The sequence below is a fragment of the Hymenobacter sp. J193 genome (assembly GCF_024700075.1).
Taxonomy (GTDB): domain Bacteria; phylum Bacteroidota; class Bacteroidia; order Cytophagales; family Hymenobacteraceae; genus Hymenobacter.
The window spans coordinates 142,096-161,385 of sequence record NZ_JAJONE010000006.1 but is presented as its reverse complement, the minus strand read 5'-3'; the positions used below and the strand labels follow the sequence as shown (position 1 = coordinate 161,385).

Annotated in this window: 22 protein-coding genes and 2 pseudogenes; 20 read left to right on the top strand and 4 right to left on the bottom strand. The window is 57.4% G+C overall.

The features are described 5' to 3' along the window. Positions 1-41: 41 nt before the first annotated feature. Positions 42-1,022: a zeta toxin family protein gene (locus tag LRS06_RS24505; RefSeq protein ID WP_308239933.1), complete on the top strand. Its 981-nt coding sequence runs from the start codon at positions 42-44 to the stop codon at positions 1,020-1,022. A 219-nt stretch (positions 1,023-1,241) separates the two neighbouring features. Here LRS06_RS24505 and LRS06_RS24500 read toward each other — a convergent pair whose 3' ends face one another. Together LRS06_RS24500 and LRS06_RS24495 are read right to left on the bottom strand one after the other, a co-directional pair. Further along, entirely contained in the window at positions 1,242-1,817 is a 576-nt protein-coding gene (locus LRS06_RS24500; RefSeq protein ID WP_257873802.1) for a hypothetical protein, read from the bottom strand. Positions 1,818-1,820: 3 nt separating this feature from the next. Beyond that, positions 1,821-2,561 (bottom strand): annotated as a pseudogene (locus tag LRS06_RS24495) (ParA family protein); the annotation flags it as partial. A gap of 1,047 nt (positions 2,562-3,608) precedes the next feature. On the opposite strand from LRS06_RS24495, the gene LRS06_RS24490 reads away from it, so the two are divergent. The 10 genes from LRS06_RS24490 to LRS06_RS24450 all read left to right on the top strand — a co-directional run bounded on the left by LRS06_RS24490 (position 3,609) and on the right by LRS06_RS24450 (position 9,501). Continuing rightward, a complete protein-coding gene (locus LRS06_RS24490; RefSeq protein WP_257873800.1) occupies positions 3,609-4,133 on the top strand; it encodes a BfmA/BtgA family mobilization protein in 525 nt (174 codons plus the stop codon). Positions 4,134-4,139: 6 nt separating this feature from the next. Continuing rightward, positions 4,140-4,631: a DUF5712 family protein gene (locus tag LRS06_RS25695; protein WP_374679472.1), complete on the top strand. Its 492-nt coding sequence runs from the start codon at positions 4,140-4,142 to the stop codon at positions 4,629-4,631. Then, entirely contained in the window at positions 4,562-5,158 is a 597-nt protein-coding gene (locus tag LRS06_RS25690; protein WP_374679471.1) for a DUF5712 family protein, read from the top strand. Before LRS06_RS25695 ends, LRS06_RS25690 begins: the two co-directional genes overlap by 70 nt. A gap of 41 nt (positions 5,159-5,199) precedes the next feature. Continuing rightward, positions 5,200-5,412: a hypothetical protein gene (locus LRS06_RS24480; protein ID WP_257873876.1), complete on the top strand. Its 213-nt coding sequence runs from the start codon at positions 5,200-5,202 to the stop codon at positions 5,410-5,412. A 121-nt stretch (positions 5,413-5,533) separates the two neighbouring features. Continuing rightward, on the top strand, positions 5,534-7,363 hold the full coding sequence (locus LRS06_RS24475; protein WP_257873875.1) for a type IV secretory system conjugative DNA transfer family protein: 1,830 nt from the start codon (positions 5,534-5,536) through the stop codon (positions 7,361-7,363). After that, a complete protein-coding gene (locus LRS06_RS24470; RefSeq protein ID WP_257873795.1) occupies positions 7,357-7,485 on the top strand; it encodes a hypothetical protein in 129 nt (42 codons plus the stop codon). Before LRS06_RS24475 ends, LRS06_RS24470 begins: the two co-directional genes overlap by 7 nt. A gap of 101 nt (positions 7,486-7,586) precedes the next feature. Then, a complete protein-coding gene (locus LRS06_RS24465; RefSeq protein ID WP_073112438.1) occupies positions 7,587-7,838 on the top strand; it encodes a hypothetical protein in 252 nt (83 codons plus the stop codon). Between the two features lie 18 nt (positions 7,839-7,856). After that, positions 7,857-8,486 carry a Fic family protein gene (locus LRS06_RS24460; RefSeq protein ID WP_257873874.1) on the top strand — a complete coding sequence of 210 codons (630 nt, stop codon included), beginning with the start codon at positions 7,857-7,859 and terminating at the stop codon, positions 8,484-8,486. Beyond that, positions 8,471-9,265: a hypothetical protein gene (locus tag LRS06_RS24455; RefSeq protein WP_257873873.1), complete on the top strand. Its 795-nt coding sequence runs from the start codon at positions 8,471-8,473 to the stop codon at positions 9,263-9,265. The genes LRS06_RS24460 and LRS06_RS24455 overlap by 16 nt, the downstream gene beginning before the upstream one ends. A gap of 20 nt (positions 9,266-9,285) precedes the next feature. Continuing rightward, a complete protein-coding gene (locus tag LRS06_RS24450) occupies positions 9,286-9,501 on the top strand; it encodes a hypothetical protein (RefSeq protein ID WP_257873793.1) in 216 nt (71 codons plus the stop codon). 56 nt (positions 9,502-9,557) lie between these two features. On the opposite strand, the gene LRS06_RS24445 is transcribed toward LRS06_RS24450, so the two are convergent. Both LRS06_RS24445 and LRS06_RS24440 read right to left on the bottom strand, forming a co-directional pair. Continuing rightward, positions 9,558-10,097 carry a hypothetical protein gene (locus LRS06_RS24445; protein ID WP_257873792.1) on the bottom strand — a complete coding sequence of 180 codons (540 nt, stop codon included), beginning with the start codon at positions 10,095-10,097 and terminating at the stop codon, positions 9,558-9,560. Between the two features lie 155 nt (positions 10,098-10,252). Further along, on the bottom strand, positions 10,253-10,648 hold the full coding sequence (locus LRS06_RS24440; protein WP_257873791.1) for a hypothetical protein: 396 nt from the start codon (positions 10,646-10,648) through the stop codon (positions 10,253-10,255). Between the two features lie 447 nt (positions 10,649-11,095). Between LRS06_RS24440 and LRS06_RS24435 the strand changes: the two are divergent. From LRS06_RS24435 to LRS06_RS24395, 9 genes and pseudogenes are all read left to right on the top strand, one after another. Continuing rightward, positions 11,096-12,679 (top strand): annotated as a pseudogene (locus LRS06_RS24435) (type I restriction endonuclease subunit R); the annotation flags it as partial. Positions 12,680-12,747: 68 nt separating this feature from the next. After that, positions 12,748-14,058, top strand: a complete 1,311-nt coding sequence (locus LRS06_RS24430; RefSeq protein WP_374679470.1) for a hypothetical protein — start codon at positions 12,748-12,750, stop codon at positions 14,056-14,058. After that, complete coding sequence (locus tag LRS06_RS24425; RefSeq protein WP_257873871.1) at positions 14,051-14,536, top strand: DUF1016 N-terminal domain-containing protein; 486 nt, start codon at positions 14,051-14,053, stop codon at positions 14,534-14,536. Before LRS06_RS24430 ends, LRS06_RS24425 begins: the two co-directional genes overlap by 8 nt. Then, positions 14,533-14,766, top strand: coding sequence for a DUF1016 domain-containing protein (locus LRS06_RS24420; protein WP_257873870.1), 234 nt, complete (start codon positions 14,533-14,535; stop codon positions 14,764-14,766). Before LRS06_RS24425 ends, LRS06_RS24420 begins: the two co-directional genes overlap by 4 nt. Before the next feature lie 8 nt (positions 14,767-14,774). Beyond that, positions 14,775-15,038 carry a DUF1016 domain-containing protein gene (locus LRS06_RS24415; protein ID WP_257873869.1) on the top strand — a complete coding sequence of 88 codons (264 nt, stop codon included), beginning with the start codon at positions 14,775-14,777 and terminating at the stop codon, positions 15,036-15,038. A 23-nt stretch (positions 15,039-15,061) separates the two neighbouring features. Continuing rightward, a complete protein-coding gene (locus LRS06_RS24410; RefSeq protein ID WP_257873868.1) occupies positions 15,062-15,268 on the top strand; it encodes a hypothetical protein in 207 nt (68 codons plus the stop codon). A gap of 59 nt (positions 15,269-15,327) precedes the next feature. Continuing rightward, entirely contained in the window at positions 15,328-16,311 is a 984-nt protein-coding gene (locus tag LRS06_RS24405; protein ID WP_257873867.1) for a restriction endonuclease subunit S, read from the top strand. Beyond that, positions 16,308-17,354: an AAA family ATPase gene (locus tag LRS06_RS24400; RefSeq protein ID WP_257873866.1), complete on the top strand. Its 1,047-nt coding sequence runs from the start codon at positions 16,308-16,310 to the stop codon at positions 17,352-17,354. Before LRS06_RS24405 ends, LRS06_RS24400 begins: the two co-directional genes overlap by 4 nt. A 58-nt stretch (positions 17,355-17,412) precedes the next feature. Further along, positions 17,413-19,035, top strand: a complete 1,623-nt coding sequence (locus tag LRS06_RS24395; protein WP_257873865.1) for a type I restriction-modification system subunit M — start codon at positions 17,413-17,415, stop codon at positions 19,033-19,035. Positions 19,036-19,290: the final 255 nt, after the last annotated feature.

The following is a 19,290-nucleotide window of genomic DNA, read 5'->3' as shown; positions in this document are numbered from 1 at the left end:
CCACAGACGCGCCGGCTACTGCTTGACGCTGTAGGAGCCTAGTGAGCGAAGCGCGGCCGGTGGAGCAGCAACCAGTACTCTATGTGTTCGCCGGCCCAAACGGCGCGGGTAAAAGCACCTTATTCAACGCAATGGCGGCTCGTAGTCCATCGGTGGAACAGGTGAACGGCGACGTACTGAAACAGCAGAACCCCCAGCTCAGCGGCTTTGACGTGGAGGCGATGACCGCCCAGCGCATCAAGGAACTACGTGACAGCAGGGTTTCTTTCTCGGTTGAGAGCAACTTGGCCCAGACCAATGACTACAAGCTGATTCATGGCGCGAAAGCAGCCGGCTACCGCATTGAGTTGGTGTACGTCAGCTTGGAGTCCGTGCGCGAGTGCCAGGACCGGGTACTGAGCCGCGTGGCCAAGGGCGGGCACGACGTGCCCCCGGCCATCATCGAGCAGCGGTACCACCAGTCCCTTTCCCTGCTAAAGCAGAACTATAAGGAATTTGACCGCATCGAGCTGATAGACAATACCAGCCGGCCATTTCAGCCGGGTGCGCTCATCGAAAAGGGCCTGATAGCTCCTTTGCAGTCACTGCCGCCGGAGTGGGTGAAGGGTGTCGTGACCCACGTCCAACGGATGGAGCGGGTTAACCAGTTGTTAGCTCAATCGGCAGCGGACATGCAGCAGGCAACTATCCGGGTTACGGAAGCAGCGCGGGCGCCAGGTGCCCGCGGCCAGGCCGAGGCGGTACAAGCGGCCGTTCGCATGAGTGGGGCACAGGTAAGCGACGTGCAGCCCGCCGCGGCATCAGAGCAGGGCCAGCGGGTTAGCTACCTGAACGTGCAGTACAGCTTGAAAAGCCCGGACTTGGAGCGAATCAGCACTACGCTTGACGCGGTGCACCGGCAGTCTGGTAGTGAAGTGATGGAAAGCGCTAAAGACCAGCAGTGCCGCCAGGTCCCAGGCCAGGCGCGGGAGGCCGGGCAGAGCCAAGCAACTGAGCGTGGCCAGGACCAGCAGGAGCGCTGACCTCTCCCCTCCCCTACTCAAGTGCATCAACAAAAAGCCCCGGCTTGTTCAGGCCGGGGCTCTTCTATGTCAGGAGGTGCATTGACCTCAGAAAGCAGGTAACAACAAGGGCAGCCCTGGTAGGAACTGCCCTTGGTTGGCGCTACAGCGCCAGAAAGGAGAAGCCAAGTGCCGGCGACCAAACCGACGACTTACCCCTAACCAGTGCTGCAAATTACGCTATTTACTCTCCGCTGGCTTAGCCGGTAGCTTGCCCTGCTTGCGCAGCTGCGCCTCATAGTGCCGATGGGCGGCGACCAAGTACGCCTTTATGCTAACCGGGCTATCCTCCCCTTTGGGCAGCAGCACCAGCGCCAGCCGAATCTCATTCCAGACACTTTCCGGAATTTTTACCGAGCGTTCGGTTTCCATCAGCACAGCATCCGGGGCGGCTGGCTTACGCCCACGCCGGGGCCGCGCAGCGGAGCTAGCCATTGGAGCGGCTGCCGGCAGCGTGGGGGCCACCGTGGCCATCGCCTGAACAGGCGGTGCTGGCTGGCTGGTCGATGCAGCTGCAGGCTCGGGAGCCGCTACGGGGGCCGGCGTTGGCTCCGGAGGCACCGGAGGCACCGTAGCATCGACCGGAGCCAGCGGGGCTACTGCAGGGGTGGCCACAGCCGCCGGCGCAGCGTCAGCAGCCGTGGCACTGGTTGATTTGACTAGCTCCCCATCCATGCCCGCCCGGGCCTGATTCCGTCGCTCAGCAGAGACGGGAATACGCTGCCGAGGCTCGATTTTTGGTTTCTCGATACCCATTGCTTAGTTGGTTTTAGTGGTTGACGTATCGGCCGACTCGCTGAGCTGGTTCCCTGCTTTGCGCTGGGGCAAGCCCAGGCGTTCTATCAGTTCCTCACACACGCGGCGTATTTCGGCATCCGTGTCCTTGTTGCCACCCGCGTAGGTGCGGTAGGTAGGGTTGAGCAAGCTATAGAGCGTCGAGGCCCGGCTGTAGGCGGTGCGCAGGCCCAGGGAGGAGTTGAGGCGCGAGAGGCCCAGCCCGTCGATGTACTCATCCATGTCCTTTTCTTCGCGTCGGCCGGCGACGCGCTTGGTTGGAAGGCCGAAGTATTGGAAATCCAACTGAGCTTCCTCCGCAGACTGCTTGATAGCTTCCAGAATGCCCATAAACTCCGCCGTAGAGGCCCGGTCCAGGTAATCCGATACCAGGGGCACAATTACAGCGTCGCAGGCCGTGAGAGCGTTGAAAACATCGTCGCCATCGGCCCGGCCGGGTACGTCGATGATGATAAGGTCGTAGTCCTGATTATCGGGATTGTCGATGAACTCGAAAATCTTATCCAGGGCCAGCGGGAATACATCGTAGGGGTACTTGGCCGCCGGGTCGGTTTTCTGAAGGTTAGCCAGGTTGTGCGCGTCCAGCTGAGCACGGGTTTTGACGATGCTTTGCTGATAGTCGCAATCCAGAACGGCAATCTTTAGCCCATACTCAGTGGCCAGGGGAGCGGCGAGCACGAGTAGTAGGGTTGATTTACCGGAGCCGCCTTTTGAGTGGCAAAGCTGATAATTTTGGGCATGGGTTTACTGGTTAGGGTTAAAGAACTTTACGCCGGGTGGTCAGTCAGGCGGATAGCGCAAACATACATAAAAAGTGGCGAAGTAGTTACGTGGCGAAGTAGCGAGGTAGCGACGAAGTGAGGTAGTTAAGTAGCGACGTAGCAATAAATCTAAGTAGTCAAGTAGCGAAGTGGTGAAGTAGCAAATTAAATATAATAGTAAAAGGTGTCGAGGTGGTCAAGTGGTGAAGTAGCGAAAAAACGAGAGTGTTGATATGGCATCAGTAGCGAAGTAGTCAGGTAGCGAAGTAGTGAGGAAAAGATGGTGCATTGATAGTGTAGGTAGCGAAGTAGCCAAGTGGTGAAGTAGTGAAGCATCGAACAGTGTAGTACTAATCATTTGGGCTTTTTAGGTAGCGATGTGGTTAAGTAGCGAGGTGGTGAAGAAATTAAACATTAACCTGATGTCTAACTTTTTTAGGTGGCGAAGTAGTCAAGTAGCGAGGTAGCGAATAAATGATCAGCAGGTGTAATGAGATGCGTATTTTAAAGTAGCGAAGTGGTGAAGTAGTGAGAAAATGATTAAAGAGGGATTACAGCGATACCAAGGGGTTTCTGGTAGAAAGGTGGAAAGCGGTTAGTAGAAGGTTAAGCAGGCTTTTTCTCCCAATGGCCTGACTGGTGTAACACATCAAATAGAAGGTGGCGCATCAGAAAAGAAAGAGAGCACCAATCTAGGCCATGGGGTAGTAATTCTAACTCGTAGCTTAGCGGTAGTCTTAGCAATAGTGGCAGCTGGTAATTTCACGGCCGTAGACAACATCGGGCAGGTAAAGCCGTACTGATACTCGTTCATTTCTTTTTAGCAAGAAGAGTAACACAAATACGGCGCTAAAGCTTTGTATTTGTGTTACTTGTATTTCAGCAGAGCTGAAAATATGTGATTATATATCATAACATACTGATTTACAGTGTGTATTTGCTCACATATTATCGTTGAATCGTAGTCCTAGCCACTGTTTCAGCTGTAGAAATGGCCAAAGAGCAGAAGCCGCAGATTCGGGTAAATGCAAGCAGCCACGGGGCCGCCACGAAAGCTGCCACCCGGCTGAAAATGAGTCTTGGTGAATACACCGAGGCAGCGTTGGACTACTTCACAAGCCGGCAACTCAACCCAGCGGACGATGTGGCCCGCGAGGGCCAGCTAATAATGCAGCAGGTGAAGAAGCTGGGCGACCGGGTTTTCAGCTATATGCAGGAGGAGGAGCGCAGCTTACTGCTCCCGATGCTGGAAGAAATGCTTCGGTCCCGTATCACGCTGGAGCGGGTTTTACGGATGAATGAAATCCTGGTCAACAACCTGAATGGCCAGTTGAGCCTACTCAGTGAAGGCCAGTTGGCGGCACACCGGGAGACGCTGAAGAAGCTACGGCAGCAGAATGACGAGGCCGTAGAGCGGCAGCTAAAAGAGGCGCTAACCGGTACTCAGCCCGTTGGTTCAGGAAAGAGAGTAGGGGAGGGGCAGTCGGGGAAAAAAGATACCGAACTGAGCAGCTAAGCCAGCATGTACGTTAAGCTAATCAACCCCGCGACGCACGGTAAAGCCGCTTACAATAACAGCGGCAGCAGCGCGCAGACGCTCAATTATCTGAAGCAGGAAGCGGCTAAAGATGGGCAGACAGCAACGTTTTTCGGGGCTGACCGCGACGGGATTGAAGCGGCAGAACTGATGCAGGAAATCGACACTAACGTGAAAGGATTGCGGGCGGATGATGCCAAGTTTTACTCGTTGGTGATTAGCCCCAGCGCCGACGAGTTGGAGCATATCGGTAATGACGAACAGAAGCTGAAAGCCTACACGCGGGCAGTGATGGAGCAGTACGCCGGCAACTTTAACCTAAAGGAAGGACGGCAGCTGCGCAGTGAGGATTTGGTTTGGGGGCCACCATCCACCAAGACAGAAGCTACCGTGGCACTGACCCCGAGGTGGCCGCCGGCCAAGCTCAGACGGGCGAGAAGAAGTCTGGTCTGCAAACGCATATTCACGTCATCGTGAGTGCCCGCGACCGGAGCCAGAAGATAAGCCTCAACCCCGCCGGCCGCCGGCAGCGGTTCGACTTAATGAACTGGCAGACCCAGGCGGGCAAGCAGTTCGAGAAGCAGTTTACCTACACCGCACAGGAGCACGAAAAGGTGAAGGTCAAGCAGCGGGATGCTAGCCGCGATGCCAGCCGTGCCGCCAAGATTGGAGAGCGGGTAGGGGTACTGAACAAGCAGGTGCCGAAGGCGCAGCAGCTTGACCCAGCGCGGGTGCAGAAGATAGCCCAGGGCCGCGAGTACGATAAGACCTTTTACCGTTCACTGGCCACCGTCGAACGCCGGGCGAAGGCGGGGGAGCCCATTGATAACGCGTACCACCTGTTGACCACCGGCCGGGAGCAGCCTCAGCAGCAGCAAGCGGCTACCAGTGCCCTCCGCGCCTTGCAACAGGCCGTCCGTTCCGGCCGGGGCCGCGACGAGCAGACCGAGAGCATAGGCGAGAAGCGAGGCCGCACAGCCGGGGAGCTTGATATTGAAATGTAGCGCCACCACCCTTATCCTTTCCAACAACCCTCTACACAGTTATGTCTAGCCAACCACCCAGGGCCGCGCCCAACACCCAGAACGTCGGTCTGATTTTCGCCCTGCTACTGCTGGCCATCATCGGCGGCGAGTATTACACGCTGCTGCATCGTGACGAGATAGCCCAGGCCCGGGCCGTGCAGCTCACCCAGCCCGAGATAAAGGCCCTTACTCCCAAGGAAAAAACTCGCCGCCCGGATTGCCGCCATCAATGAGCGCCAGCGGCAGCGCAGGATTGCCAAGGCGCAGCTCGAAGCTGGCCAGGTAGTAGGGGAGGGGGGAGCACAGGCTGCCGTATCCGCGACTCACGCCACCGACCAGGCGCTGAGTAAAAGCGTGGCCCGCGCCGAGGCTGTAGCGAAGGCGGGCCAGGGGTTCAAGTCGAAGCTGCTGGTGAAGGCGGCCAAGTTCTACGGCCCGGCCGGGGTGTGGCTGCGGGCACTGCTGCTGCTGGCGGGCCTCGTGCTGGTGTTCGTGCAGAAGGCCCCGGCTACGGTGCCGGGCAAGCCGAAGCGCAAGCCCATCAACCAAAAGGCATTCCGTGTGGTGGCCGGAGTAGGCGCGGCCGTGTTCCTGATTGCTGGCTACGTGCTGCTGAATATGCACCACTACACGCCCGGCTTTATCACGTTCGGGTATCCGGGTGCCGCTACTGCCGTACTGGCCAGCTGTGGGCTGGTGGGGCTGTTGTGGGCCACTACCAAGCGCCCGGCCTTCGGGCTGACCACCGAGCGCAAGAAGATAGAAACGCCGGACGGCATCTATTTCCGCACGGCAGATGGTGGTTGGATAACCATTGCCAACCCCTACCGGGGCACGCTGGTACTGGGCGGGGCCGGCGCGGGCAAGACCTTCTCGATAGGGGAGCCGATGGTAGAGCAGTTTGCCTACAAGAATTTCGCCGGCCTCATCTACGACTTTAAGTTTCCGGTGCTGGCGGAAACCGCGCAGAAAGCCTTGGTTTTGGCCGAGCGCCAGCGCGAGAAAGAGAAGCAGCAGGCAGCGAAGTATGCCGATAGCATGATGGGCAAGGCCACGGCCAAGCTGACCACTGCCGAGCAGGAGCAGGACGAGCCGCCGGTACAGCTGCACATCATCAACTTCCGGGACCTGACGCGCAGTGAGCGGGTGAACCCGCTGCGGCCCGATGATATGCCCGTGGTAGCCTTTGCCGAGGAGTACAGCCGGGCCATCATCAATAACCTGAATCCATCCAGCATCCGCAAGATGGAGTTCTTCGATACCAGCGCCGTGGCGTATCTGACCAGCATCATCTGGTTTTACCGCAAGCACTACCCGGCGCTGTGCACCATTCCCCACGTCGTAGCTACGGCGATGCACGACGACTTCAAGCACGTTTTGAGTATGCTCGATACAGACCTAGAGAGTGGCGACCTGGCTAGGTCCATCATTACTGCCGTGAAGCAAAAAGCGGAAAAGCAGATAGCCGCCGTCGTGGGCACGCTGCAGGTGATTCTAACCCGGATTAACAGCCCGCAAATCGTGTGGGTGCTGACGCCCAACGAAGCCGAGGGGGAAGGCTTCTCGCTCAATCTGAATGACCCGAAGGCCCCTAAGCTGCTGTGCATCGGCAACGACCCCACCCTGAAGGAGACGTTTTCGCCGGTGGTGTCGTGCGTAATAACGGTAGCGCTGAAGCTGATGAACCAGCAGCGCAAGCACCGCAGCTACGTGTTCCTCGACGAGGCCGCGACCATCTACGTGCCCGGCCTGGAGGTGATACCGGCCACGGCCCGTAGCAACAAGGTGGCGATGGTGTACATGACGCAGGACCTGAGCCAGATGACGGATGCCTACGGAAAGGAGAAGATGCAGGTAATGGTGTCGAACCTGAACAACCAGTTTTTCGGCAAGGTGAACTCGCTGGAAACGGCCAAGTTCATTTCGGAGCTGGTAGGCCGCGAAGACAAGGAAATGATAAGCACCAGCACCGGCACGAGCCAGGGCGGTACCGGCAGCCGCAACAGCAGTTCCAACCAAAGCACCAGCTACCAGGAGCGCAACCTCGTTCGGGTGCAGGACACCATCGGCTTGCAGCAGGGGGAGTTCATCGGGCAGACGGTGGAAACCGAGAGCACCTTTTTCCAGGGTACTATCACCCGGCCCGAGTGGACGGGGGAGCAGTTTCCCTGCACCCGATGGTGAGCTTTGGTGGGCCAGACGACGACCCGGAGAAGGCCTTGGCCGACGCGGTGCAGGAAAATTTCATGCGGGTGCGCCAGGAGGTGCGGGATACGTTGGCCCTGCACGTAAACACCTTGGCATGAGGTGTAAAAATTGCTGCTGAATAACCTGAAAAAGGGCCAAAAAGCGACGTTCAAGCCCTGTTTTTCGTTTAAGTGATATCCACTCTCTCTACCAGAATTCTATGCAAGTACCTACGTTTGCCCCCGCCGCCGCCGGCTTAACGCCCGAGCAGCTGAGCGCCCGCCAGGAGCGGGAGCGCCACGCCTCCAACTCGGTTTCTATTCTGATGAGCAACGGCCCCGCGCCCAGCGAGGAGGTAATGGCCCTGATGCAGCGCTACGTCGATGGGGAACTGACCTTAGACCAGGTGGACGAGCTGAATCGCGCCCGCCTGCAGGCCAAGTACGGCACGCCGGCAGCAACTGAGCAGTAACCCGTAATCACCCAGCGAATGGCAGCCAACGACAAGTTCAGCGACGAAAACGGGGTACTACTCAATAAATTCGGTATCAAGGATGCCGAAGTGCTACGGCAGGTGGAGAATGATAGCGCCTTGCCCAAGCTGGCCAAACTCAATGAGTCGGGCGGCATCCAGGGCGGGCAGTTTGACCATGCCCACTTGAAAGAGCTACACAAAAAGCTTTTTGAGGACGTGTACCAGTGGGCCGGCGAGACGCGGGCTGACCGGGGATTTCAGGGTAACAAGGCCACCTACGTTACCGGCTTCAAGGAAACCATGACCTATGCCCCGCACAAGGAGATAGAGCAGCGGCTAGGGGCCATCGGGGAGCAGCTGGGTAAGGAGAACGGCTTGAAAGGCCTGGACCAAGACAAGTTCACCGAGCGGGCTGCCTACTACATGGACCAGTACAACCACACCCATGCTTTCCGCGAGGGCAACGGCCGCACCCTGCAGGCAATGGTTACCCAGTTGGGCAAGGAAGCTGGCTACCAGGTGGACTTTGGGAAAATCTCGCCCGAAGTGCTGAACCGCAGCCGCGACGAGGCAATGGTCCGGCTGTACCCCCGGCCGAGGCCGATAAAAACCTCAAGCCCCTGCGGGAAATGTTGCAGCAGATAACGACGCCGGCCCCGGGAGTTGCGGCCGAAAAGCTGCGCACCCCCAGCTTGGCTGCCGCGCCCCCGGAATTGTCGCCGGCCATGAAGGCAATGGATGCCCGGCGGGAGTTGGAGGTGACCGGCTACCGGGCGGCGAACGTCATTGCCAATATGCCCGGCCCCGGCAATTATGACCAGGGCGTAAAGCTGGCCCAGCGGGTTTCAGCGGTTACCCATGACCCCGTCGCCATCAAAGGTCCCGGCATCATTGAAATGCAGCTGGCCGCTGACAAGATTCTGAAGCATCCCGGCATGAAGGATATGACGTTGGACTTGGAAGACGCCAGGCGGCTACGGGCTTCGTCGGTGCAGGTGGCGCAGCTGGCCGAGGGCAAGGAACTGGTGACACCTCAGCGGCAGCCGCAAGCCTCAGTACCGGCAGCCGCTGAGCGCACGGCTAACCCGGCTGCCATTGTGCCCAAAACCCACGAGGAGGCCCAGCCGCTCTTTATCAAAGCTGCCCGCGAGGTAGCCAGGGGCTTGGAAGAAAACGGCAAGGGACTCGATGCCGCCCGCCTGCGGGAGGTAGCCAGGTTTGTGGAGCGCAGCCCGGCTATTGCGGGCATGAACCAGGAAAACGCCCATAAGGCCATGCTGGCCGCCGGCAGCATCCCGAGCCTGAGCAGCAACAAGTACACCGACGAACTGCGCAACTCAGTTAGCGTGCTGGAAAAACCACCCAAAACGATTGACCGCGGTGGCCCTAACGTCGGCCGCGACAGTGGCGGAATTGAACGCTAACCCTACCTAACCACCCGACCATGCAAGACGACGAGCTAAGCTTTATGGAGGATATGATAGCCGGCACCGAGCTACTGATGTGCAGTACTTGCGGTGAGGAAACGCTCCATGCCCACGATGAGGTACTGGACGTGTCGCCCGTTGCCACGGAGTTGAGAATGCAGTGTACCTGCTGCCAGACCACCCGGACGTGGACGGACTGGACACCGCCTCACCAGCGTACTCAATCAAACTAAAGAGGCCCGGCTACAAGTAGCCGGGCCTCTTTTTACACCACTTCTTTGATAGTTATTTAGGGCCTTACCAGTGAAATAGCTTCCGGGTCCGGGTTTCCTCCCGCCGCCGCTATCCGCTCCTTAAGGCCCGCAATCCACCGCCCGGCCCCGTGATTGTCCTTTGGGTTAATCAGCACCAGGAACTCGAACAGGGCCAGCGCCTCGGTCCAGCGCTTCGCTTTCTGCAGCTCCACGCCCATGGCATAGTAGGCAGTTAGTACAAAGCCGTTGCCCGTGGATTCGTAGAGCAGCACATCCCGGCCTTCCTCGAAGGATTTGGGAAACAGCAGCCGGGCCTGCATAAATGCCTGCATCAGGTATGTGAGGCCCAGGCCGGGCGTCCGGTTGTTGAGCAGCATTCCCAGGTGCGACACCGCATCCAGGTGCAGCTCCCCGCAGGCGGCCATGATACGCCGGTAGATTTGCTCCGCTTCCAGCGGCGCGGCCGTGTGCAAAGCTTTGCCCTGCTGAAACAGCGCCTCATGCTGCAACACAACCGCTGGATACACCACGCGCCAGTGGCGCGGCTGGTACTCTATCATGCGGAGCTGGTCCATACGCGGGGCCGATGGGAAGGGGGAAAGCTTAAAAATACAGAGAAGTAGAATGCCTCGCTCCTCACGAGAAATTCTGTTCCAACTCTAGCGGCCCGTAAGTAGGCCAAAACTATGCTTGGCGTGCAAATCCGCCCGATTGGAAGATGGGTATGCCCCTATACTTCCGCGTCGAAGGCAGCTAGCTCCTGCTGAAAGCGGTCCAGACGGCCCTTCGTCTTCAGGAAGAGCATGTAGCACGTCTTGCCCCGTATCGGCCCGACATCGAAGCCCAGCAACATGGCTTGATAGCCGAACACGCCCAGCAGGTTCCGAATTAATTTAGGCTCCTGCTTAACCAGTGGACCATAGTACACCCGGTGCAACTGCTGTGCATCAACGGCCAGATTCAGGTCTGCGCAGCGGTCCAGTAGCTTGTGCAGGGCCGCCGGCTCGTAGGTGCGCAGATACCCCCGCACCAGGCGTAGTGCGTCCTCATACGTTACGGCAAACGAGGCGTCGAACGAGGGGAAATCAGCCTCAAATCGTTCGGCGGAATCATCATTAAACGTCATATAGTCCGGGGCAGTGCTAACATGATGGCAAAGATAGCAGGGGGGAATAAAGCGGATTTTGCAGTTGTTTCTTGAGTGCCGGAACATCTTGGAGTAGAGCACCAAGCAAAAAAGCCCACCCTCAACAGGGTGGGCTTCCGGTCAAACAGCAAGTTGAAGCATATGACCGAGGAATTATACGGTACCAACCAAACAGCACCGGCAAAGCCGATGTGGCGGATACTTTTTTGGCAAGGCAAAGATTCGGCTTTTTGAAAGAAAAGACAACCTCAATGCTTCGTGCTACTGAAAGGGCCCAGCCGCATCGGCTATTCTGACGATATTGCGCCATTAGGCTGCGGAAGCGGGAAATCAGTTCTGAGGGGCACTTCCGAGTCCAATTTCAGCTAGGTAGTTTTACGGATAAAAAAGCCGGTGTCAAGCCCCGGCAAACAGCAACTATACTCCATGGTCAACGAAGCGCAGATAGAATACGGCTTTATCGGGGAGCTAACCCGGCTGAAATACATTCACCGGCCCGATATCCGCACCAAAGATGCGTTGGAAGCCAACTTTCGCCAAAAGTTTGAGGCCCTGAACTGTGTGCAGCTCTCTGATGCAGAGTTCAGCCGCCTACGGGATGAAATTGTGAATCCCGACGTGTTCCTGGCCTCCAAAACGCTGCGGGGCAAGAACACCTTTATCCGGGAAGACGGGACGCCGCTGAATTATACCCTCGTCAACATCAAGGAGTGGTGCAAGAACGATTTTGAGGTGGTGAACCAGCTACGCATCAGCACCGCCAGCAGCCACCACCGCTACGATGTCATCCTGCTCATCAACGGCCTGCCGATGGTGCAGCTGGAACTGAAGACGCTGGAAGTGACGCCGCGCCGCGCCATGCAGCAAATTGTGGACTACAAGGCCGACCCCGGCAACGGCTACACCAATACGCTGCTGTGCTTCATTCAGCTGTTCATCGTCTCCAACCGGTCCACTACCTTCTATTTCGCCAACAACCGCGCCCAGCACTTCAGCTTTTCGGCCGACGAGCAGTTCCTGCCCGTGTACCAGTACGCGGACATCGACAATCGGAACATCAGCGGCCTGCATGACTTCGCCTCTACTTTTCTGGCCAAGTGTACGCTGGCCGAAACCATCAGCCGCTACATGGTGCTGGTGGAAAGCGAGCAGCGGCTACTGGTGATGCGCCCCTACCAGATTTACGCGGTGAAGGCTATTGTCGACTGCATTCACCAGAACCGGGGCAACGGCTACATCTGGCACACCACCGGCAGCGGCAAGACGCTCACGTCCTTCAAGGCCTCGACGCTGCTCAAGGACAACCCCGACATCGAGAAATGCCTCTTTGTGGTGGACCGTAAAGACCTGGACCGTCAGACCCGTGAGGAGTTCAACCGGTTTCAGGAAGGCTGCGTGGAGGAGAATACCAACACCGGGGCCCTGGTTCGCCGGCTGCTCTCTCCCGACTACGCCGACAAGGTCATCGTGACCACTATCCAGAAGCTCGGTATTGCCCTCGACCCCAGCCACCGCCAGGACTACAAGGGGCAGTTGCAACCGCTGCGCGATAAGCGCGTGGTCTTCATCTTCGATGAGTGCCACCGCTCGCAGTTCGGCGAAAACCACCAGGCCATCAAGGAGTTTTTCCCGAAGGCCCAGCTTTTTGGCTTCACGGGCACGCCCATTTTCGAGGAAAACGCCACCTACACTCAGGTAGACGGGCAGGAAGGGTCTTTCAAGACCACGGAAGACATTTTCCAGAAGCGCCTGCACGCCTACACCATCACCCACGCCATTGAAGACAAGAACGTGCTGCGCTTTCACGTCGACTACTTCAAGCCCGATGGCAAGACGCCGGCCCGGTCCGGAGCGGCCCCCGCGCAGGCGGCCGTGGTAGAAGCCATTTTGCACAAGCACGATGCCGCCACCCACCACCGCCGCTTCAATGCGGTGCTGGCTACGCAGAGCATCAACGACGCCATTGCTTACTACCGCCTCTTCCGGGAAGCGCAGCAGCGCCGGCTGGAAGCCGACCCCGATTTCCTGCCCCTGAACGTGGCCTGCGTGTTTTCGCCCCCGCCGAGGGCAACCCCGACGTGCGGCAGCTGCAGGAAGACCTGCAACAGGAAAAGCAAGACAACCAGGAAGACCCCGAAGGCAAGAAGGCGGCCCTCAAAACCATTATTGCCGACTATAACGCCCAGTACAGCACCAGCCACACCATCGGCGAGTTCGATAGGTACTACCAGGATGTGCAGCAGCGCATCAAAGACCAGAAGTGGCCGGTGGCCGACTACCCGCGCCCGAAACGCATCGACCTCACCATTGTGGTGGATATGCTGCTCACCGGCTTCGACTCGAAGTACCTCAACACGCTGTACGTGGATAAGAATCTGCGGCACCACGGCCTGATTCAGGCGTTTTCGCGCACCAACCGCGTGCTCAACGATACCAAGCCCTACGGAAACGTGCTCGACTTCCGGCAGCAGCAGCCGGCCGTTGACGCGGCCATTGCTCTGTTTTCCGGCGTGGATAAGAGCCGCGCTAAGGAAATCTGGCTGGTGGACCCCGCGCCCGTGGTGCTGAAACGCTACGAGGCCGCCGTGCAGCAGTTGGAAACCTTTATGCAGGCCCAGGGCCTCACCGCTGCCCCCCAGGACGTAGCCAACCTGAAGGGCGACGCCGCCCGGGGCCAGTTCGTGGAGAAGTTCAAGGAAGTGCAGCGGTTGCGCACCCAGCTCGACCAGTACACCGACCTGGGCGCGCCCGAGCAGCAGCAGCTCGAAACCCTGCTGCCCACCGACGACCTGCGCGCCTTTCGCAGCCAATATCTGGAAACGGCCAAGCGCCTGCGCGACCAGCAGGGCAAAGGCGGCACCGACAATCCGGCGGTGGACCAGCTCGACTTTGAGTTCGTGCTCTTCGCTTCGGCTGTGATTGACTACGATTACATCATGGGCCTGATGGCGGCCAGCACCGGGCAGGCTCCGCAGAAGCAGAAGCTCACCCGCGAGCAGATTATTGCCCTGCTGGGCTCCAGCGCCAACCTCATGGACGAGGCCGACGACCTGACCGACTACTTTGCCGGCCTGCCCACCAACCGCGGTTTCAGCGAGGCCGAAATCCGCGAGGGCTTCCAGGCCTTCAAGCAGCAGAAAACCGCCGCTGAGCAGGCCACTATTGCCGCCCGCCACGGGCTGGCACCGGAGGCCCTCACGGCTTTCGTGGACGGCATTCTGCGGCGCATGATTTTCGATGGCGAGGCGCTGGGCGACCTGCTGGCCCCGCTGGGCCTGGGCTGGAAAACCCGCGCCGCCAAGGAAGGCGAGCTGATGACCGAACTCATTCCCCTGTTGAAGAAACTGGCTCAGGGCCGCGAAATTTCCGGGCTGGCAGTATATGAGTAAGCTGACGACCGATAACCAGCCGGCGTTTGAGGAGCTACTGGGCCGCATCCGGCAGACGCGGCAGGCCGTCTTCGCGCAGGCGAATACCGCGCTGATTGACTTATACTGGTCGGTAGGCCAGGTTATCAGCCAGAAGGTGCAGCGCGAGGCGTGGGGCAAGGGTGTGGTGGCTGAGCTGGCCCGCCACATTGCCCGGCACGCGCCGGAGCTAAAGGGCTTCAGCGACAAAAACCTGTGGCGCATGAAGCAGTTCTACGAAACCTACGCGGCCGACACTGCCCTCGTTCGGCTGGTGCGGGAGCTGCCTTGGTCGCACAATCTGGCCATTTTTTCGCGGTGCAAGACCCCGGACGAGCGAGCGTTCTACCTGCACCTGGCCCGGGAGAAAAAATACGGCTTCCGGGAGCTTGACCGCCAGATTTCGGCGAGCTTGTTTGAGCGCAGCCGGCTAGGGAGGCAAAACTCTCAACGGTGTTGAGAGAATTACACCCCACTGCTGGCCAGGCGTTTAAAGACAGCTACGTGCTGGAGTTTCTGGGCTTGCCCGAAGCGCACAGCGAGGCCGACCTGCAAAAAGCGCTGCTCCGGCACATGAAAGCTTTTATCCTAGAGCTGGGCAGCGACTTTATCTTTGTGGGCGAGGAATACCGGCTGCAGGTAGGCAACCAGGATTTTTACATCGACCTGCTGTTCTTCCACCGGGCCTAGCGGCACTGGTGGCTTTTGAGCTGAAGATTGGCCGGTTTATGCCCGAACACCTGGGCCAGCTGGGCTTTTACCTCGAAGCCCTTGACCGCGACGTGAGAAAGCCCCACGAGAACCCCAGCATCGGGGTGCTGCTGTGCCGCGACCAGGACGAGGAGCTGGTGGAGTACGCTCTTTCACGCAACCTTTCGCCCGCCCTCATTGCCCAATACACCTTGCAGCTGCCCGATAAAAAGCTGTTGCAAGCCCGCCTGCACGAAATTCTAACCCGCTAACTGCCGGCCGATAACGACAACCTATGAGTAACGAGACAACAAATACGGCGGTGCCGAAACTGCGCTTTCCGGAGTTCCGGGAGGCAGGAGAGTGGGAAGAGAAGCAAATAAAAGACCTATTTGACTCAGGGAATAAAGCAGAAAAAGGTGGTTTGTTCGACAATGAAAGAATTATCACTGTTCGACTGCATGGCCTAGGCGTTGTGAAAATGATAGGGCCGCAGCGCTAACTGGCGGCACAAATTATTTCAAGCGCGAGACGGGCCAATTTATTTTTTCTAAAATTGATTTGTTGAATGGTGCCTTCGGATTGGTGCCAGAGAAACTGAATGGATTTGTTTCTTCGGCTGATATTCCTGCACTGACTTTTAAAAATCAAGAAAGCGCAGGCTTCTTTCTTAACTGGATGCTCGCCAGTTATAAAACGCTTGCATTAGAAAGGACTGGCACTAGCACGACTCTGAAACGAATTTCAAAGGAAGGCTTTCTCAGTTCTGCTATCTGGCTACCAAGTGTAAAAGAACAACAGAAGATAGCCGCTACTTTTTCTTCCCTCGACGACCTCATCACCGCGCAAAATGCTAAGCTGGCAGCGCTCCAAGCACACAAGAGGGGGCTAATGCAGGCACTCTTTCCCGCCGAAGGAGAAACGGTGCCCAAGCTAAGGTTTTCAGAGTTTCAGGATGCGGGGGAGTGGGAAGAGAAGAAGTTCGGGCAACTTGGTAACCTTGTTTCTGGCCTAACATATAGTCCCAAAGATGTTAGGGAAAATGGTTTGCTTGTGTTGAGGTCAAGTAACGTTCAAAACGGCAAAATTGCTCTTGACGATTGTGTGTATGTTACACCAACGGTTAAGGGAGCAAACCTGTCAAAACCAAACGATATTCTGATTTGCGTTCGAAACGGCTCCAAAGCGTTGATTGGTAAAAATGCCCTTATTCCTGACGGAATGCCGCTATGTACTCATGGCGCATTCATGACTGTTTTTAGGTCACCTAATCCAGCTTTCGTTTTCCAACTTCTTCAGAGTGATTCATACAACAAGCAGGTTTCTGAAGATTTAGGAGCAACAATTAATTCCATAAATGGAAACCAGCTACTTAAATACATATTTTATGTTCCCGAACTAGAGGAACAAAAGAAAATTGCCGAGTGCCTTTCCGCTCTCGATGACAGTATCACGGCGCAAAGCCAAAAGATAGAAGCCCTCAAACTTCATAAGAAAGGGTTGATGCAGAGGCTGTTTCCAGCGCTACTTGAGGCCGCCGTATGACATTTCCCACCTTAGCCGAGCTGGCCACGCATTTCCGGGCCACGCTGGCAAATAAGAAGTACATCCTGCTCTACGCCTACAACGGCACGGGCAAAACGCGCCTATCGGTGGCGTTCAAAGACGCGGGCAAAACCGCCGACGCGGCCGATACCCTCTACTTCAATGCGTTTACGGAAGACCTGTTTTCCTGGCACAACGATTTGGAGAACGACACCGAGCGCCGCCTGCTCCTAAACACAGAGTCGCGCTTTTTTAACGGGCTGCGGGAGCTGGAGATGGACAACCGCATCCGCCCGCTCCTGCAGCGCTACGCCGATTTCGACTTCACCATCGACTACGAGGCGGGCTTCGTCCAGTTTCACCGCGACATTCGGGTAGCGGACGCCACGGAGCGCGCCGACTTCATCAAAGTGAGCCGGGGCGAAGAAAACATCTTCGTCTGGTGCTTTTTTCTAGCCGTGGCCCAGCTGGCCGTGGATGCGGAAGAGGGCAGCGCCTACAGCTGGGTGAAGTACCTCTACATCGACGACCCGATTTCTTCGCTCGACGACAACAATGCCATTGCCGTGGCCAGCCACCTGGCCCAACTGCTCAAACGGCCGGGCAATACCATCAAAACGGTTATATCCTCGCACCACTCGCTTTTCTTCAATGTGATGCACAACGAGCTGGGCAACGCCGTGAAGTATTTCCTGAGCAAGAACACCGCCGATGGCACCTACGCGGTGCAGGACACCACCGATACGCCATTCTTCCACCACGTTTCGCTTATCCGCGACCTGTACCAGGCCGCCACCGCACCCGACGGCAAGCTGTACACCTACCACTTCAACATCTTGCGCGGCGTGCTAGAAAAACGGCTAGCTTCCACGGGTTCGGCAATTTTTCGGCCTGCATCCGGCAAGCCCCCGACGACGTGGACGGCAACGTCCACGCCCGCATCATCAACATTCTCAGCCACGGCAATTATTCGCTGTTTGAGCCCCGGGAAATGCTGCCGGAAAACAAAGAATATTTCCGGCGCATCCTCACTGATTTCATGACCAATTACCGCTTCAATCCGGCCCTGTTTCCGGAAGTAAGCCCCGTTACTGCCTAACCATGAGTACCCAAAACCAACAACAACAGCTGGGCAAAACCCTCTGGAACATTGCCGACCAGTTGCGGGGCGCGATGAACGCCGACGACTTCCGCGACTACATGCTGTCGTTCCTGTTCCTGCGCTACCTCTCCGATAACTACGAAACCGCCGCGAAAAAGGAGCTGGGCACCGATTACCCGGACACCCCGGCGGATGTCCTGAAAACGTTGGGCGCCTTCACCCCGCTCGAAATCTGGTACGGTGAGAACCGCGCCGACGTGCCCGCGTTTGAGCAGCTCATGCGCCGCCGCGTGCACTACGTGATAGAGCCGCAACACCTGTGGAGCCACATTGCCGAGCTAGCCCGTACCCACAGCACCGACCTGCTCGACACCCTCGAAAAGGGCTTCAAGTTCATCGAAACCCAATCCTTCGACAGCACTTTCCAGGGCCTGTTTTCGGAAATCAACCTCAACTCCGAAAAGCTGGGCCGCACCTACGCCGAGCGCAACGCCAAGCTCTGCAACATCATCCAGAAAATCGCCGAAGGCATCGGCGGCTTCTCGACTGACGCCGACACGCTGGGCGACGCCTACGAGTACCTCATCGGCCAGTTTGCATCAGGTTCGGGTAAGAAGGCCGGCGAGTTCTACACGCCCCAGCCTATTTCAACCATCCTGTCCGACATCGTAGTACTCGACGGCCAGAACCCCGCCGCTGGCAAGCGCGCCAAGCTGGAAAGAGTTCTGGACATCACTTGTGGGTCGGGCTCGTTGCTGCTGAATGTTCGGAAACATATGGGCCCGCACGGCATAGGCAAGATTTACGGTCAGGAACTCAACATTACCACCTACAACCTGGCGCGCATGAACATGCTGCTCCACGGCGTGAAGGATACCGAGTTTGAAATTCACCACGGCGACTCCCTCAAAAACGACTGGGACGTACTGAACGAGATGAACCCCGCCAAAAAGATGGAGTTCGATGCCATCGTGGCCAATCCGCCGTTCAGCTACCGCTGGGAGCCCGCCGAGTCCCTGGGCGAGGATTTCCGCTTCAAGGGCTACGGCCTCGCGCCCAAGTCGGCTGCCGACTTTGCCTTTTTACTGCACGGCTTCCACTTCCTAAGTCAGGAAGGGACGATGGCCATCATCCTGCCCCACGGCGTGCTGTTCCGGGGTGGGGCCGAGGAGCGCATCCGTACCAAGCTGCTCAAGGACGGTCACATCGATACGGTCATCGGCCTGCCAGCCAACCTGTTCTTCTCCACTGGCATCCCGGTCTGCATCCTGGTGCTGAAAAAGTGCAAGAAGCCCAACGATGTCCTATTTATCAATGCCAGCGAGCAGTACGAGAAAGGCAAGCGCCAGAACTTTCTGCGCCAGGGCGACATCGACAAAATAGTAGCCACCTACCGGGACCGTACCAAAGAAGACCGTTATTCCCGCCCAGTGCCCATGGCGGAGATTGAGCAAAACGGCTACAATCTGAATATCTCGCGCTACGTGAGCACCGCCACGTCAGCCGAGACGATTGACCTGCAGGCTGTGCATGATACGCTGGTAGCTATTGAAGAGAAGGCAGCGGATGCCGCCAACCGGCACAATCAGTTTCTGCAAGAGTTGGGGTTGCCGCTTATTTAAGAAGGCAGGAAAGAACAACGAGACGCTTTTCGTCTCGTTGGCTTTTCGGTAACCGCTCCAAAGCATTGAACTGTATTTGATTGTACTTGCTGCGCGGGATGCGTGGGATTCGTTCTTTCGTTTTGTCAAACAAATAGGACCTTGGTTGAAAGCGTAGTCCACGCTTTTAACCAAGGTCCTACCTGTTTATTAAGAAACGCGACAAGTTAACCCAGCTCCCACAAAACAACTACAGATTGTTGGGTACCTCTATTC

Coding starts and splice junctions, on each gene's coding strand:
- LRS06_RS24500 (WP_257873802.1), bottom strand. CDS start 1,817: ATGGGTATCGAGAAACCAAAAATCGAGCCTCGGCAGCGTATTCCCGTC.
- LRS06_RS24490 (WP_257873800.1), top strand. CDS start 3,609: ATGGCCAAAGAGCAGAAGCCGCAGATTCGGGTAAATGCAAGCAGCCAC.
- LRS06_RS25695 (WP_374679472.1), top strand. CDS start 4,140: ATGTACGTTAAGCTAATCAACCCCGCGACGCACGGTAAAGCCGCTTAC.
- LRS06_RS24480 (WP_257873876.1), top strand. CDS start 5,200: ATGTCTAGCCAACCACCCAGGGCCGCGCCCAACACCCAGAACGTCGGT.
- LRS06_RS24470 (WP_257873795.1), top strand. CDS start 7,357: ATGGTGAGCTTTGGTGGGCCAGACGACGACCCGGAGAAGGCCTTGGCC.
- LRS06_RS24465 (WP_073112438.1), top strand. CDS start 7,587: ATGCAAGTACCTACGTTTGCCCCCGCCGCCGCCGGCTTAACGCCCGAG.
- LRS06_RS24460 (WP_257873874.1), top strand. CDS start 7,857: ATGGCAGCCAACGACAAGTTCAGCGACGAAAACGGGGTACTACTCAAT.
- LRS06_RS24455 (WP_257873873.1), top strand. CDS start 8,471: ATGTTGCAGCAGATAACGACGCCGGCCCCGGGAGTTGCGGCCGAAAAG.
- LRS06_RS24450 (WP_257873793.1), top strand. CDS start 9,286: ATGCAAGACGACGAGCTAAGCTTTATGGAGGATATGATAGCCGGCACC.
- LRS06_RS24445 (WP_257873792.1), bottom strand. CDS start 10,097: ATGGACCAGCTCCGCATGATAGAGTACCAGCCGCGCCACTGGCGCGTG.
- LRS06_RS24440 (WP_257873791.1), bottom strand. CDS start 10,648: ATGACGTTTAATGATGATTCCGCCGAACGATTTGAGGCTGATTTCCCC.
- LRS06_RS24425 (WP_257873871.1), top strand. CDS start 14,051: ATGAGTAAGCTGACGACCGATAACCAGCCGGCGTTTGAGGAGCTACTG.
- LRS06_RS24410 (WP_257873868.1), top strand. CDS start 15,062: ATGAGTAACGAGACAACAAATACGGCGGTGCCGAAACTGCGCTTTCCG.
- LRS06_RS24400 (WP_257873866.1), top strand. CDS start 16,308: ATGACATTTCCCACCTTAGCCGAGCTGGCCACGCATTTCCGGGCCACG.
- LRS06_RS24395 (WP_257873865.1), top strand. CDS start 17,413: ATGAGTACCCAAAACCAACAACAACAGCTGGGCAAAACCCTCTGGAAC.